The sequence below is a fragment of the Roseateles sp. P5_E8 genome, from assembly GCF_054177665.1.
The window spans coordinates 121,010-135,793 of record NZ_JBGCUM010000009.1 but is presented as its reverse complement, the minus strand read 5'-3'; the positions used below and the strand labels follow the sequence as shown (position 1 = coordinate 135,793).

The following is a 14,784-nucleotide window of genomic DNA, read 5'->3' as shown; positions in this document are numbered from 1 at the left end:
TGCGGGAATGCGTGACCCCCTAAAGCACACGCCCAGTGCGGCGCGGCCCTTCTAAAGTGCGCGCTGCCCCTTTAGCAGGATGACGAAAGACCCTTGATGCGCCTGATCACCGAAGCCGAAGTCGCGGCCGTGCTCGACCCCGACAGCGCCGTGGCCGCGCTGCGCGCCGCCTTCGCCCAGCATGGCCGTGGCCAGGCTCAGGTGCTGGCCCGCCACCGCGCGACCAGCACGCAGGAAGGCAGCACGCTTGCCATCAGCGCGATGGGCGCCATCCTTGAAGCGGACGGCGACCTGCCCGCCGTGCTCGGCACCAAGGTCTATTCGGCGCGCAACGGCAAGTACAACTTCCTCGTCAGCCTGTTCTCCGCCGCCACCGGCGCGGCGCTGGCAACGCTGGAGGCCAACGAGTTCACGCGGCTGCGCACGGCAGCGGCCAGCGCGGTCGCGGCCGATCTGCTGGCACTGCCCGAGGCGCGCACGCTGGCGATCTTCGGCGCCGGCATCCAGGCCCGCGCGCATGCCCAGGCGCTGAAGCGCGTGCGCCGCTTCGAGCGCGTGCTCGTCTGTGCGCGCTCGGGGGCCGAGGCGTTCGCGGCGGAGCTGGGCGCGCAGGTCGTGGACGCGGCCACCGCCGCCGCCCAGGCCGACGTGATCGTGACGGCCACGCGCTCACCCACGCCGCTGTTCGACGGCGCCCTCGTCAAGCCCGGCGCCTTCATCGCGGCGGTCGGTTCCAGCACGCGCGCGGCACGGGAGCTGGACGATGCGCTGCTGGCCCGCGCGGCGCTGATTGCCGTCGAGTGGCTTACGGCCGCCGAGCTGGAGGCGGGCGACCTCGTCAACAGCAAGCCAGACCGCTGGGCCGAGCTGGGCGAACTGCTCGTCACGCCGCGCCCGCGCGGGCCGCAGGACATCGTCGTCTACAAGAGCGTGGGCATCGGGCTGGAGGACGTGGCGCTGGCCCGCTTCGTGGCCCACCGCGTGGGAGTTTTCTGATGCGTGCCTGGCTGCTGGCTGCGGCGCTGCTGTTGGCCGGCTGCGCCACGACTTCCGTGCCCGACCCTGTCGAGGCCGCGCTGGCCAAGGCCGGTCTGCCGGCCGACAGCCTGGGCTTCGTGCTGCAACCGCTGGACGGCTCGCGCGCAGCGCTGAGCCGGCGCGCCGACGACGCGATGGCGCCGGGCTCGACGATGAAGCTGGTCACGGCCATCGTGGCGCTGGACAAGCTCGGCATCAACCACCGCGGCCGCACGGAGTTGCTGGCCGCAACGCCGCCTGTCGATGGCGTCATCCAGGGCCCGCTGATCCTGCGCGGCGGCGCCGACCCCGACCTCGACTGGCCGGCGCTGTGGTGGCTGCTGCGCCAGCTGCGCGAGAGCGGCGTGCGCGACATCCGTGGCGGCCTTGTCGTCGACCGCACGCTGTTCAACCCGACGCGCTTCGACCTCGGCCTGCCGCCCTTCGACGAGGCACCCGAGTTTGGCTACAACGTCATCCCCGACGCGCTGCACCTGAACGGCAGCCTGCTGGACTACGAGCTGCAGGCCACCCCCACCGGCGTGACGGCGCGCAGCCTGCCCGCGCTGCCGGGGTTGAGCCTGGACACGAGTGCGATGACGCTGTCGTCGCGCCTCTGCAAGGACTGGGACGAGGTCTGGAAACCCGCCATCGTCACACCCGCAGGTGACGGCTGGGCGCTGAAGCTGCAAGGCGCCTTCCCGGCCAACTGCCGCCAGCGCGCGCCGCTGCAGCTGGTGGACCGTCAGTGGCTGGTGACGACCGCCGTGCGCCAGCTCTGGCGCGAGCTGGGCGGCAGCATCGGCCCGGGCGATGTGGAGGCTGCCGCACCGCCCGGCGCCGTCGTGCTGGCCACGCACCGCGGCCGGCCGCTGGCCGAGGTGCTGCGCGGCGTCATGAAGAGCAGCGACAACGCGCTGACGCGGCTCATTTACCTGCAGCTTGGCGCCCAGGCCGCGCAGGGCGGCGAACCCACGCCGGCCGCCGCCGAGCGCAGCGTGCGCGCATGGTTTGCGGCGCAAGGCCTCAACGACAAGGGCCTGGTGCTCGACAACGGCTCGGGCCTGTCCCGCAGCGAGCGCATCAGCCCGGCCCAGCTCGCCGGCCTGCTGCGCGCGAGCCAGGCCGGCGCGCAGGCGCCCGAACTGCTGGCCACGCTGCCGGTGGCGGGCCTGGACGGCACGCTGTCACGCCGCCTGAAGGAAGGCCCGGCGGCGGGCAAGGCGCGGCTCAAGACGGGCACCTTGCGCGATGCGGTGGGTCTGGCCGGCTTTGTGCCGGATGCGAGCGGCAAGCCCTGGGTCTTCGTCGCGCTGCTCAACCACCCTGAGGCTGCGGCCAAGGGGCGGGCGGTGTTGGATGCGCTGGTGGAGTGGGTCGCCGCGCAGCGGTGATTTAGTGCCTTTAAGTTGATCGACGCTGGCGGGGGTAGCCAGCCGCTTTGCAGCGATTGCTGCCTCTGGAGAACCGATCTGCGGCGGGCGCCGATCCATGAGAATCGCAGTCTCAAAAAATTCGGTGCTCCGATCAATGGGCTTACCGTCACAGCTTGAACATCAGGACTAAGTACCTAGCCGCCTTTGCGATGGCGGCCATAAGCACGCTGCTGTTCGCCATCGCGTTTGGCACGCAAGAGGCGTGGCGTCCAGCGTTGCTCCGTTGGAACTGTGACTCGCCCATGCCTGGGCCACCGGGAGCTTGGCAGGCGATAACGGCACTGAGCAGTTGGCTTTGGATGTTGGGGCTATGGAACAGCCTCGTCCTGTTTTCGCTGGCGGCACGCCAATTCCGAGGCTGGCGAGCCGTGGCATGGAGCCCTATCCTTGCCGGGCACGTTTTCATGCGGCTGTTGGCTTCCATGCATTCAAAAGCGGCAGCGCTCGACGGTGTATGCGGAGTACGTGACGAGACGCTGGTGGCCATTCTGTTCTTGGAATTTTCTGCGGTGGTACTTGTTCCCTTGTATGCAGCGATGCTGGCCGTCATCTCGGCTAAGCAGAGCACAGCCCGCCGCAGTGAAAGCAGCTAGACCGCCGAAGCCAAGTCGTCTCGCGCCACGCCAACTACATCCTCAGGCGACCGCCGCCCCCAGCAGCAGAATCGTCCCCGCCTCCGCATCCATCTCGGCCATCGCCCCCACCGGCACCGTCAGCTTGCGCTTGATATGCCCGATGGCCGCACCGCGGAAGACGGGCACGTTCAGCGGCAGGAAGTAGTCGTCGAAGACCTCGTCCAGCGTCAGGCTGCCGTAGCCGTCGCCTGGCTCGCATTTGGTGAAGCGGCCCAGCACGACGCCGGCCAGCTGGCCTAACGCGCCTGTCAGGCGCAGCGTGGAGAGGCAGCGGTCGATGCGGTAGATGTACTCGTTGATGTCTTCCAGGAAGAGGATCGCGCCCCGGCAATCGGGGAAGTAGGGCGAGCCGGCCATGGAGGCCAGCACCGTCAGGTTGCCGCCCAAGAGCCGGCCCCGTGCGCGGCCCGGGCGGATCGTCGAGATGCGCTCCTCGCGCTGCACGAGGTCGTCACCCGGCGACACGACGGGGTTGCGCAGCAGCGCGGCCTCGGCGTTCATCGCCACGGCCTTGAAGCTTTGCACCGAGAAGTCGTTCCACTCCGAGCCGGCCACGGGGCTGTGGAAGGCGACCAGGCCTGTCTGGCGCTGGATGGCGTTGACGAGGCAGGTCAGATCGCTGAAGCCGCCGAAGAACTTCGGCTTGCGGCGGATGAGTTCGTAGTCCAGCTTGTCGACGATGCGGTTGCAGCCGGAGCCGCCGGTCAGCGCCAGGATGCCGGCGACCGAGTCGTCCGCAAACATGGTGTTCACGTCGGCGGCGCGCTGGGCGTCCGTCCCGGCAAAGGGCCCGCGCCGTGCGGCGACATGCTGGCCCGGCTTGACCTTGAAGCCCAGCGCCTGGATGGCCTCCGTGGCCATCTTCAGCGGCTCGCGCTCGAAGGTGGCGTTGGCCGGGCTGACCAGGCCGAGCGTGTCGCCCGGCCGCAGCCGGCGCGCGAGCAGGGCGTTGCCCTCAGCGCGGGCCGGCGCGGCGGCGGCCAGCAGGCCCGAGGCGGCGGCGCTGAAGTGCAGTAGTTGACGGCGGGACGGGTTCATATCGTTTGCAAGCTGTCAGAAATGAGGGGCCAACGCATACTGGGCCGCGTGGACTCGACGACCCTGCGCGGCATTGTGGTCGCCCTGATGGCGGCGTGGATGGCGGCTGCCGCCTTTGCTGGCGATGCCCGTGCGGACGGCTGCCCCGAGCGCCTGCGCATCGCCTTTCCTGACGCGCCGGCCGAGCCCTTTCTGCGCGGCCAGGGCGACGACTTCGAGCGCCCGCCCGGCCTGCTGGTCGACTGGGTGCGGGCCTCGCTGCGCCAGATGGGCTGCCTGGAGCGGGCCGAGCTGCTGCGCCTGCCGGCGCGCCGCGTGCGCGGCATGATCGAGTCCGGCCAGGTGGACCTGGTGGCCGGCGTGGGCGAGGGCGGGCCGCTAGCGGCACTGCTGGTGTTGCCGTCACCCGTGGGCACCAGGCGAGAGTTCGATTTCAGCCTCGGCCATGTCGACTACGCGCTCTACACGCGCCGCGGCCTGGTTGCCAAGGAGGCGCAGGTGCTGCCGGCCAAGGCCCGGGTCGGCGTGACGGCCGGCAGCCGTGCCGAGGCGCTGGCCCAGGAACGCGGCTGGCCGGTGGAGCCGGCACCCAGCCACGAGAGCGCGTTGCAGAAGCTGCTGGCCGGCCGCACACCGCTGCTGCTGGTGCACAGCTACTACCTGGACGAGCGCCTGCGCCAGGACGCGGCGCTGGCGGGCCAGATCGAGCGCTTCGGCCCCGTCGTCGAGCGCCGCCGCCTGCATGTCGGCGCGTTGCCGGCGTTCGCGCGCAGCGAGAACCGCTTCGTCACGCGGCTGTGGCGCGAGCTGTGTCGGCAGTCGCAAGGCGCCAAGGCCGACGGGGCCTGCCGGCTGCCGCCTTGAGCGGATTGAGCGGCTTGTCCTCAAGGTGAATCTTTTGCGGCCGACTCAGGATTGACGCTGAGCCGGCCGGCTCGCTATGTTGCGCGCAGAACCACAAAGGACACGGACATGAAGCTCTGCCTGACCGCGCTGCTCACACTGGCGCTGCTGCTGACCGGTTGCATCAGCACCACGCCCACCGCCAGCCTGGAGGACACGAAGAACTGTGCCGCCATGGTGGCCGGCGGCTTTCGCAAGGTGGCCGACGAGCGCAGCGAGCGCTTCAACGGCAAGGTCGGAGAGGCGGTGGCGCGCTGCCGGGGCGGCGACAAGGCCGCGGCCTTCCGCCCCACGCCGTTTGTCGACTGGTCCAACTACTGGGCCACGGGCGACAGCAGCTCACTGCTGCCGGGCACGAGCGGCGTCGGGAGTCATCTCGGCGCCAACGGCCGCGGCGTGGACGGCGCGCTGCTGGACCTGGAATACCAGCGCATGGAGTTGATCAAGTTCAATCTGTTCGACAACTCGGGGACCTTCTCCGACTACGTGCGCGGTCGCGACGGCGTGGACGGCCCGGCCATCAAAACCTGGCCCTCGATGCGGCTGCCGGCGAGCTCGCCCTTCTACGCGGCGGTGGGCGGCGACGGCCCGCAGCTCTGCCAGGGTGAGTTGATGCGCTGGCGGCAGCTGAGCGGCATCTGCAACGACCTCCTCAACCCGCGGATGGGTTCCAGTGGCGCGCTGTTCGCGCGTAATGTGCAGTTCGAGGCGACCTACCCCGACATCAGCGACGACACCCTGGCCCGCAACCGCCACGGCGATCGCCTCTCGCTGCTGCAGCCCGACCCGCAGCTCATCAGCCGCAAGCTCTTCACCCGCGCGCAGAGCGACCCGGCCAAGTGCCGCGACGGCCAGGGCCTGCCGGGCAGTTCGACGGACGCGAATTGCGACTACCAGAAGGCGCCGTTCTTCAACGTGCTGGCGGCGTTCTGGATCCAGTTCATGACGCACGACTGGTTCTCGCACCTGGAGGAGGGGGCCAACCAGCCGCAGTGGATGCCCGTGGGCTGCGCTGGCGACGCCGCCAGGTCGGGCTGCCGCCCGGGCGACCGCATCGACCGCGCCTTCGTCGCCGAAGGCAATGCGCCGCCGCGCTACACGGCGGCCGACGGCAGCACGCCGCTGGCGCGCGCCTACCGCACGCATGCCAACAACACGACTGCCTGGTGGGACGCCTCGCAGATCTACGGCCATGACGGCGTTTCGCGCCAGCGCGTCAAGCGCGACCCGGCCGATCCGGCGCGGCTGCTGCTGCTGCCCGGTGCGCGCGGTGGCGCCGGCGAGGCGCTGGGCCAGCTGCCCGTCTTCGGCCCCGGCGACCCCATCAACCCGCAGTGGGCGGGGCAGGGCGCAACCGCCTTCCCGGACAACTGGAGCATCGGCCTGGGCTTCTATCACACGGTGTTTTCGCGCGAGCACAACGCCTTCGTCGCCGAGTTCCGCCGCCGCGCGGCCGCCGCGCCGGACGACGACTCGGGCCTGCGCGACCCGGCCGCGCCGGCTGCGGTCATCCGCTACCGCGACGTGTCGGCCGACGTGCTCTTCGAGGTGGCCCGCCTCGTCGTCGCGGCCGAGATCGCCAAGATCCACACCATCGAATGGACGCCGCAGCTGCTCTACGGCGAGCCGCTCAACCTCGGCATGAACGCCAACTGGGGCGGCCTGTTCGACGGCACGCATTGGGTGGAGAACGCGCTGGAGGCCGTCGTCGTGCAGAACTTCGGCAAGAGCAGCGACGCGAAGAAGGCCGGCCAGTGGTACTCGGCGCTGGCATCGGGGCCGGGCATCTTCGGCCTGGGCGCGCGGGTCTACACGAGCGACCGCCTGTTCGCCCGCCACGACGCGACCAAGGACGACATCTGGAACCTGGCCAACCCCGAGCATGTGAACGGCGGCGTCAACCACTTCGGCTCGCCGTTCAACTTCCCCGAGGAGTTCGTCAGCGTCTACCGCCTGCACTCGCTGGTGCCCGACCTCATCGAGCTGCGCCACTGGGACGCAGACCCCAACCGCATTGCCGCCAAGGTGCCGGTCATCGAGACCTTCCGCGCCAAGGCCACCGGCGGGCTGGCGAACGAAGGCGCGGCCGACTGGGCGCTGTCCATGGGCCGCCAGCGCCTGGGCCTGCTGACGCTGGGCAACAGCCCGGCCTTCCTGCAGAACCTGCCGCTGCCGCGCCTGCAGAGCAGCACCGGCAAGATCGACGTCGCCGCGCTGGACCTCATCCGCGACCGCGAGCACGGCGTGCCGCGCTTCAACGAGTTCCGCCGCCAATACGGCCTGCGCCAGCTGACCAGCTTTGACGACTTCATCGACGCGCGGCTGCCGGCCGACTCGCCCGAACGCGCCCGCCAGGGCAAGGTCATCGCCGACCTGCGCAGCATCTACGGCCAGCACAAATGCGACGCCAGCAAGCTCATCACGGCGGCGCAGAAGAACCTCGACGGCAGCCCCATCAACGACTGCCTGGGCAAGCCCGACGGCAGCCTGGTCGACAACATCGAGGACGTGGACACGGTGGTGGGCTGGCTGGCCGAGTTCACGCGACCGCATGGTTATGCGATCTCGGAGACGCAGTTCCAGGTCTTCATCCTGAACGCGTCGCGGCGGCTGTTCAGCGACCGCTTCTTCACCAGCAGCTTCCGGCCCGAGTTCTACGGCAAGCTGGGCGTGGATTGGGTCAACAACAACGGCCCCACGGCCAAGCAGTTCGAGCCGCGCGAGAGCAACGGCCATCGCGTCGAGGTGTCGCCCTTCAAGCGCGTGCTGCTGCGCACGGTGCCCGAGTTGGCGCCGGAGCTGGCCGGCGTCGTCAACGCCTTCGACCCCTGGGCGCGCGACCGCGGCGACTACTACGGCCTGGGTTGGCAGCCGCGCAAGGGCGCCGAGAGCGACGCGGCGTTCAAGCAGCCTTAGCGTGTCCAATGCGGGCATGAGCGAACACGACCTGCCCGCATTGCCCCACCTGGCCCCCGGCCGCTACCGCCACTACAAAGGCGGCGAATACGAGGTCATGGCCGTCGCCCGCCACAGCGAGACGCTGGAGGCTCAGGTCGTGTACCGGCCGCTCTACAACGACAGCGGCTGGTGGGTGCGGCCTTACGAGATGTTCACCGGCACGCTGGCCGTGGACGGCGTGGTGCGGCCGCGCTTCGAGCGCATCGGCTGAGCACGTCGCTAGGATGCCCGGCAGGGAGGGGCTTGCGGATGGATGAGGAAGGGCAAGGGCCAAGTGATTTCGCGGATCTGCCGCGCGTGCCGCCGGAGTTTGAGAACGAACCCGCAAGGGGTGGGCTGGCCTGGCTCGGCGAAGGCGCTCGCGTCCTCACCTTCCGTGCGCCGCGCTGGGAGCGCCTGGAGGCGCGGCCGCTGACGGTGGCGGTGCTGGTGCTGGCCAGCTATCTGATCGCCCTCCTGTTCCAGCGGGTGATGACCGAAGGCTCGCCCACGCTGATGTGGACGGGCTTTCTCACCGGCTGGGTCGACGTCGCCATCGTCGGGTGGCTGTGCTGGGTGGTGGCGAGGTCCGCCCCGGGCGACGACGCCCCGCGCCCCACGGTGGCGACGCTGATCGCGCTGCTGTGGAGCGCCGGCCTGGTGCTGAGCCTGTTCGAGGGTGCCAGTGCCGTGGCGTTACGGGCGCTGCTGGGGTCGACGGATGAATGGCCCGTCAGCCTGCATTGGGGCAGCTGGCTGTTGCCCATGGTGTGGACGGGCCTCTTTCAGATTCGCCTGTTGTGGCGCCTCGCCGGCACGGGCCTGGCGCGCGGTGCCATCCTGTTGCTGACGCCGATCCCGCTGGTGCTGAGTGGCTGGTTTGCGCCGACGGTGTTCTGGTGGTCAGAGCCGCCTGCGGACCCCGACCGCGCGGCCCATGCCGGGCTGCCCATGACCGACGAGATCGTCAGCGGCCAGCCCGAACTGCTCGCGCAGGCGCTTGGCAGCGTGCGCCCGCCGCAGGCAGGACGCGTGAACGTCTACGCGCTGACCTACGCGCCCTACGCCTCCGAGGACGTCTTCATGCGCGAGAGCGCTGTCGTCGCCAAGACGATGCGCGAGCGCTTCGGCGCGGACGGCCGGCTGGTAGAACTGGTGGTCAACCCCGCCACGGTCACGACGCTGCCCTGGGCCACGCCGCTGAACCTGCGCAAGAGCATCGAGCGCATGGCCTCGGTGATGGACCGCGACCGCGACGTGCTCTTCCTGCACCTCACGTCGCACGGCGGCGCCGACGGCAAGCTGGCCAGCAACACCTGGCCGCTGCAGACCGAACCGATGACCCCCGAGCTGCTCAAGCGCTGGCTGGACGAAGCCGGCGTGCGCTGGCGCGTGATCTCGGTCTCGGCCTGCTACTCCGGCAGCTGGATCGCGCCGCTGTCGGGCGACGGCACGCTGGTGATGACAGCGGCCGACGCCGACCACACCTCCTACGGCTGCGGCAAGCGCTCCGAGCTGACCTTCTTCGGTCGGGCCATGTACGAAGACGCGCTGCGCAAGACCTGGTCGTTCACCGAGGCCCATACGGTCGCGCGCAAACTCATCGACGTGCGCGAGCAGGAGGCGGGCAAGAGCGACGGCTATTCCAACCCGCAGATCAGCGAGGGCACGGGCATCCGGAGCGTGCTGGAGCGGCTGGAAGAGGAGCAGCGCGGACGCCGATCAGACCGATGAGCCCTGTCATCGATACCCTCATCGAGATGTTCGGGCGTGAGCCGCTGGCTTTCGTGCTGTGGGCCGAGGCGGCGCTGCTGCCAGTGCTGCTGCCCATGGCGCTCGCCGCCGCTCGAAGGCCGGTGCTCGACCAGCGTCGCCGCTTTGTCCTGTCCGCCGCGGTGCGCATCGTTGGCTACCCGGCGTTGGTTGTGCTCTGGGTTGTCGTGCCCTGGACTGCCTTCGAGCTCTTTCTGGCACCCGTCGTTTTGGACGCCTACCCGGCCTCGAAGACGTGGCTGGCCGTCCCGTTGGAGATGGCGCGCTCGTTGGCGGCGCACGGATTCTGGGGCCTGCCGTTGCTGTGGCCAGTGTGGGTCAGTGCCGCCGCCGTTCATGTCATGAGGAGATGGCCAACTCGCGCAGGCGCCGCTGATCCATCAGCCTGAGGTCGGAGCAGTTCAGCCCACCGGTGCCCATTCCATCGAAGATGCCGCAGAGGTGTCCGCCGGGATGCGACGTTCTTCCACGCTGCTGATACCGGCCAGAATGGCGTGGATGTTGTCGCCCTAACACGTCGGAGTCATGAGCGAGAAACTGACCCTTGCGGCCGCAGGAAATGTTCTGCCCGCCGCCCTTGCAACGCTGCGTCAGCTTGGGTACGTCGTCACGCTCACGAACAACGGTCGCCTTTTCAAGGCTGAGAACGGCTTGCGAACATTTGTGGCCGAAGACGCATTGCGGCTGCTTGGTCTCGTCAAGATGCATGAAATCCGCGGAGCCGAATGGGTGCCAACCGAGGTTGACGACTACGTCGCGTTGGATGCGGCCCACATCGAAGCTGCGTATCAGCGCGCGGACGTATGGGAAGAAAGCGGTGCGGTCCATGTTCTTTGCATCAGCGTCTTTGGAGACCCCGTCGAACTGGGCGAAGAAGAGGCTCGCGACTTTGCTGCTCGGCTAGACAAGGCAATTGTTGAAGCGGCCGGCGGGTGAACTGGGCGACGGGCATGCCGAGCAAAGCCAACTTGGCCCCTGAAAGCCCGACGCTGTACGACGCGGACCGGCCGCCGAACGGTGCCGCCTGGTTGGCCCTGCCGGATGCCGAGAAACTGCGCTTGGTGGTGAGCTTCCATGCGGCGAATCGGCAGGCGTCCGGGCGGCACAAGTCGCACGCGGCGATGCATGTCGTGCTGGAAGACCGGGTGGCACGAGGCGATGGGCCGGTGGTGCGCGCGCTTGCCCGCTTGCAGCAACAGGGCCAGGCCCGGCACGACGCCTTGCACGCCGTCGGCGAGGTGATGGCCCGTCATTTGCGCCGGTTGGACGCGCCCCGCGACGGGCCCGATGCCAGCGCATGGCAGCGCCAGCTCAACGAGGCGCTGGAGCGACTGTCGGCAACGCCGGCCAGCGGCTCCTGAGCTCAATCCACGGGAGTGCGCCGTCGTCGACGGCATCGAGCAGCCGCGCGCCGCGCCCTTGGGCTGACGGCGGCACGAAGTCACACGCGGCGGGGCCTGCGGCCGCCGTCATCGGCTTTTCATCAGGATCTGTGGGACTAGGGTTTTTACGATGTTTGCATTGCCCCGCCGTGGCCGATGCAAGCAAAGCGGCGCCCGAAACCAACCCCAGGACCTGTCTCATGAAGTGGTTTTATGACCTGAAGATCGCCGCCAAGCTCGTGGTGTCGTTCATTGCCGTGCTGCTGCTGACCGCGGGGCTGGGCGTGTTCTCCATCATCGAGCTGGCGCGTGTGAACCAGACCGCCACCGACCTGGCGACGAACTGGATGCCGGCCATCAAGGCGGTTGGCGACATGCGCTACGACATCGCCCGCATCCGCTCCTATTCGCTGCAGCACGTGCTGGCCGACGACGCCCAACTCAAGAAGGGCTACGAGGGCAACATGGCCAGCCTGCTCGCCAAGCTCGCCGAGGACCGCAAGGCCTACGAGGCCACGCTGTCCGAGCCTGCAGAGAAGAAGGCGTATGCCGAGTTCGCCCCGCTGTTCACCGCCTACATGGCCGACCATGAGCGTGTGCTGGCGCTGTCGACCGCTGGCGACACCGACGGGGCCATGGCCCTGGTGCGCGGCTCGGCGCGCGAGAACTTCAACGCGATGGAGACGCGCATCCAGCAGATCGTGCAGGTCAACGAGGCCGGCGCCGACGAGTCCAACCGGCTGGGCGACAGCTTGTATGCCGACGCCCGCGCCTGGGTCATCGCCATGATCGCCGCCTGCATCGTGCTGGGGCTGGCGTTGGCGATTGGCGTCGCACGCCTGATCTCGCGTTCGCTGCGGGAGGCCGTCGAAGTCGCCCGCAGCGTGGCGGCAGGCGACCTGACGCGCCGCATCGTCGTGCGCGGCACGGACGAGACCGGCCAGCTCATGCAGGCGCTGCACGACATGACCGGCAGCCTCACGCAGCTGATCGACCGTGTGCGCGCAAGCTCGGACTCCATCGCCACCGGCTCCTCGCAGATCGCCACCGGCAATGCCGACCTGTCGCAGCGCACCGAGGAGCAGGCCTCCAACCTGCAGCAGACCGCCGCGTCCATGGAGGAACTGACGGTCACCGTGCAGCAGAACGCCGAGACCGCGCGCCAGGCCACGCAGCTGTCGGCGTCTGCCTCGGCCGTGGCGTTGCAGGGCGGGGCGGTGGTGGGCCAGGTCGTCGAGATGATGGGCCGCGTGTCGGCCAGCTCCAGGAAGATCGCCGACATCATTGGCGTCATCGACGGCATCGCCTTCCAGACCAACATCCTCGCGTTGAACGCTGCGGTGGAAGCCGCCCGCGCCGGCGAGCAGGGCCGTGGCTTCGCGGTCGTGGCCTCCGAAGTGCGCGCACTGGCCAGCCGCTCGGCCGACGCGGCCAAGGAAATCAAGGTGCTGATCAACCAGAGCGTCGAGACGGTCGAGGAGGGCAGCGGTCTCGTCGACGCGGCCGGCCGCACGATGGCGGAGATCCAGGCGCAGGTGCGTCGCGTCAGCGACCTGATGGGCGAGATCGGTGCGGCGAGCAACGAGCAATCGCAGGGCATCGGCCAGGTCGGCGACGCCGTCATGCAGCTCGACCAGGTCACGCAGCAGAACGCCGCCCTCGTCGAGCAAAGTGCGGCTGCCGCCGACAGCCTGAACCAGCAGGCCCAGCTGCTGACCGAGGCCGTGTCGGTCTTCCGCATCGACCAGGCCCTGGCCGTCGCTTGAGCCCGGCCATGCACGCACTGACACTGGCCGCCGCCGCCGTGCCGAGCGCCGCGGCACCCACCGAGTACCTGAGCTTTCGCCTCGGCGCCGAGGCCTACGGCATTGACATCCTGAAGGTGCAGGAGATCCGCTCCTACGAGGCGCCGATGGGCATCCCCAACGCGCCCGCCGTGCTGCGCGGCGTGATTGACCTGCGCGGCGTCATCGCGCCCATCCTGGACCTGCGGCTGGCCTTTGGACAGGCCGAGGCCGCCTGCACGCCACTGACCGTCATCATCGTGCTGAACCTCGGCGCGCGTGTGGTGGGCGTCGTCGTCGACTCGGTGTCCGACGTGATCGAGCTGGGCCCTCAGGACATCCGCCCGGTGCCGCAGCTCCGTACGGCCGGTTTTGACACCAGCTGCATCACCGGCATCGGCAGCTTGCAGGAGCGCATGCTGATCCTGCTGGACATCGAGCGCCTGCTCGACACCCCGGCACTGGGCCTGGCCAGTGCGCTGCGCCACGCGGCCTGAGCGCCGGGAAAGTCCCGCCATGCGGCGGCTGGGCGAGTCACTAGAGTCTCGCCATGGCCCTGGATCTGACACTGGATGGCCTGCCGACCTGGCAGGACGCACCGCTGTTTCTGCCGCCCAAGGAGAGCGCGGTGCTGGCGCTGATGATTCGCGCCCAGCCGCAGCCGGTCAGCAAGAACGACATCGTCGAACACGCCTGGAGCGGCTCGGCGGTGTCCGATGACAGCCTGACTCGCTGCATCAGCCAGCTGCGCCGCGCGCTGCCCGGCGTGAAGATCGAGGCCGTCTATGGCTTCGGCTACCGGCTCGTGCAGCCGGAACCCGTCGTGCACAACCGCATGCTGGCCGTCGTCAAGGCGCCACCGGGGGTCGTCGAGGCCTACCTGCATGCTTGGGAGCTGGCCCAGTACGGCACGCCGCGCACGATGGGCCGCGCGTTGACCGTGCTGCGCGCCATCGTGGCGGAGTACCCGGATTACGCGCCGGCCCGCGTATCGCTGGCGGCCACCATCGGCGCCGCGGTCGGCTGGGGCATGGCCGCCGAGCTGGGTGTGACGGCGGCCGAAGGCCAGGCCGAGCTGGACGCCGCCGGGCACCCTGACGCACGTGCCGGCGGCCTGCGCGTCGCCCACGCCTGGCTGGCGGACATGGATTGGCGCTTCGACGACGCCGAGCAGCTGTTCCGCGCCGCCTACCGCGAGCAGCCCGACGACGCCGAGCTGCTGCCGCTGTTCGGCTGGCATCTGCTGGCCACGGGCCGCAGTGGCGAGGCGGTGGAGGTGCTGGGCCGCGCGGTGGCGCAGCGGCCGTTTGCCGTCTACCCGCGGGTGATGCTGTCGCGCGCCCTGAGCTACGCGGGCCAGGCCGAGGCGGCGCTGCGCGAGGCCGAGCGCGCGGACCTTGATCACCCGGACAGCGCCATCGCGATCAGCCATCACCTGGCGCTGCGCGCCAGCCTGCGGCCCGGCCCTGAGCTGGTGGCGCCGGCGCTGCAGCTGCTCGCACGCGCTGACGCGCCGTCCTATGTGCGTGCCACCCAGCCTTATGTGCTGGCGCGTTGCGGCGAGGGCGGGCAGGCACTGGCACTGATCGACGCGGCGCTCGGCGGAGAGCAGTCCAATGCGGCCAGCAATGTGCTGTTCGCCCCGGCGCTGGCGGTGCTGGGGCAGTTGGACCGCGCCGCGGGGCTGGTCGATGCCGCCTTCAAGGCGCGCAGCGGGCTGCTGCCGCTGCTGCTGAACGCGCCGCTGCAATTGCTGGCCTCCCACCCGACCGTGCAACGGTTGCGGGCGCAATTCGGGTGGCGGGCGAAGGCGGTGGCGGTCGAGGGCTGAAGCTCAGGTATCGGCCGCATGCCGCCCATGCGTTGAGGCGGAGTTGGA

The 14,784-nt window shown here is 69.6% G+C and carries 14 protein-coding genes; 13 read left to right on the top strand and 1 reads right to left on the bottom strand.

Translation table 11 applies throughout. The annotated features are described in order from the left end of the window. Positions 1-96 precede the first annotated feature (96 nt). The 3 genes from ACXRVZ_RS07930 (at position 97) to ACXRVZ_RS07920 (ending at position 3,046) form a co-directional block, all read left to right on the top strand. Positions 97-996: an ornithine cyclodeaminase family protein gene (locus ACXRVZ_RS07930; RefSeq protein ID WP_457425980.1), complete on the top strand. Its 900-nt coding sequence runs from the start codon at positions 97-99 to the stop codon at positions 994-996. Then, complete coding sequence (gene dacB / locus ACXRVZ_RS07925; RefSeq protein ID WP_457425978.1) at positions 996-2,411, top strand: D-alanyl-D-alanine carboxypeptidase/D-alanyl-D-alanine endopeptidase; 1,416 nt, start codon at positions 996-998, stop codon at positions 2,409-2,411. Before ACXRVZ_RS07930 ends, dacB begins: the two co-directional genes overlap by 1 nt. A gap of 155 nt (positions 2,412-2,566) precedes the next feature. Beyond that, a complete protein-coding gene (locus tag ACXRVZ_RS07920) occupies positions 2,567-3,046 on the top strand; it encodes a hypothetical protein (protein ID WP_457425976.1) in 480 nt (159 codons plus the stop codon). Positions 3,047-3,088: 42 nt separating this feature from the next. Here ACXRVZ_RS07920 and ACXRVZ_RS07915 read toward each other — a convergent pair whose 3' ends face one another. Further along, the gene (locus tag ACXRVZ_RS07915; protein WP_457425974.1) at positions 3,089-4,126 is read right to left on the bottom strand and encodes a S66 peptidase family protein; all 1,038 of its coding nucleotides are present in this window, start codon (positions 4,124-4,126) and stop codon (positions 3,089-3,091) included. A gap of 48 nt (positions 4,127-4,174) precedes the next feature. Here ACXRVZ_RS07915 and ACXRVZ_RS07910 point away from each other — a divergent pair, with 48 nt between their 5' ends. The 10 genes from ACXRVZ_RS07910 (at position 4,175) to ACXRVZ_RS07865 (ending at position 14,736) form a co-directional block, all read left to right on the top strand. Then, positions 4,175-4,990 carry a hypothetical protein gene (locus ACXRVZ_RS07910; protein WP_458232285.1) on the top strand — a complete coding sequence of 272 codons (816 nt, stop codon included), beginning with the start codon at positions 4,175-4,177 and terminating at the stop codon, positions 4,988-4,990. Positions 4,991-5,098: 108 nt separating this feature from the next. Continuing rightward, positions 5,099-7,945, top strand: coding sequence for a peroxidase family protein (locus ACXRVZ_RS07905; RefSeq protein WP_457425970.1), 2,847 nt, complete (start codon positions 5,099-5,101; stop codon positions 7,943-7,945). A 16-nt stretch (positions 7,946-7,961) separates the two neighbouring features. Then, positions 7,962-8,198 (top strand): DUF1653 domain-containing protein, encoded by a 237-nt coding sequence (locus tag ACXRVZ_RS07900; protein WP_457425968.1) that lies wholly within the window; start codon positions 7,962-7,964, stop codon positions 8,196-8,198. An 86-nt stretch (positions 8,199-8,284) separates the two neighbouring features. Continuing rightward, positions 8,285-9,700, top strand: a complete 1,416-nt coding sequence (locus tag ACXRVZ_RS07895) for a C13 family peptidase (RefSeq protein ID WP_457425966.1) — start codon at positions 8,285-8,287, stop codon at positions 9,698-9,700. After that, on the top strand, positions 9,697-10,128 hold the full coding sequence (locus ACXRVZ_RS07890) for a hypothetical protein (RefSeq protein WP_457425964.1): 432 nt from the start codon (positions 9,697-9,699) through the stop codon (positions 10,126-10,128). Before ACXRVZ_RS07895 ends, ACXRVZ_RS07890 begins: the two co-directional genes overlap by 4 nt. Before the next feature lie 136 nt (positions 10,129-10,264). After that, positions 10,265-10,675, top strand: a complete 411-nt coding sequence (locus ACXRVZ_RS07885; RefSeq protein ID WP_457425962.1) for a hypothetical protein — start codon at positions 10,265-10,267, stop codon at positions 10,673-10,675. A 14-nt stretch (positions 10,676-10,689) separates the two neighbouring features. Beyond that, the gene (locus ACXRVZ_RS07880) at positions 10,690-11,100 is read left to right on the top strand and encodes a hypothetical protein (RefSeq protein WP_457425960.1); all 411 of its coding nucleotides are present in this window, start codon (positions 10,690-10,692) and stop codon (positions 11,098-11,100) included. A 221-nt stretch (positions 11,101-11,321) separates the two neighbouring features. Further along, positions 11,322-12,887 (top strand): methyl-accepting chemotaxis protein, encoded by a 1,566-nt coding sequence (locus tag ACXRVZ_RS07875; RefSeq protein ID WP_457425958.1) that lies wholly within the window; start codon positions 11,322-11,324, stop codon positions 12,885-12,887. A gap of 8 nt (positions 12,888-12,895) precedes the next feature. After that, complete coding sequence (locus ACXRVZ_RS07870; protein ID WP_457425956.1) at positions 12,896-13,402, top strand: chemotaxis protein CheW; 507 nt, start codon at positions 12,896-12,898, stop codon at positions 13,400-13,402. A 53-nt stretch (positions 13,403-13,455) separates the two neighbouring features. After that, positions 13,456-14,736: a winged helix-turn-helix domain-containing protein gene (locus ACXRVZ_RS07865; RefSeq protein ID WP_457425954.1), complete on the top strand. Its 1,281-nt coding sequence runs from the start codon at positions 13,456-13,458 to the stop codon at positions 14,734-14,736. The last annotated feature ends 48 nt before the right edge of the window (positions 14,737-14,784 follow it).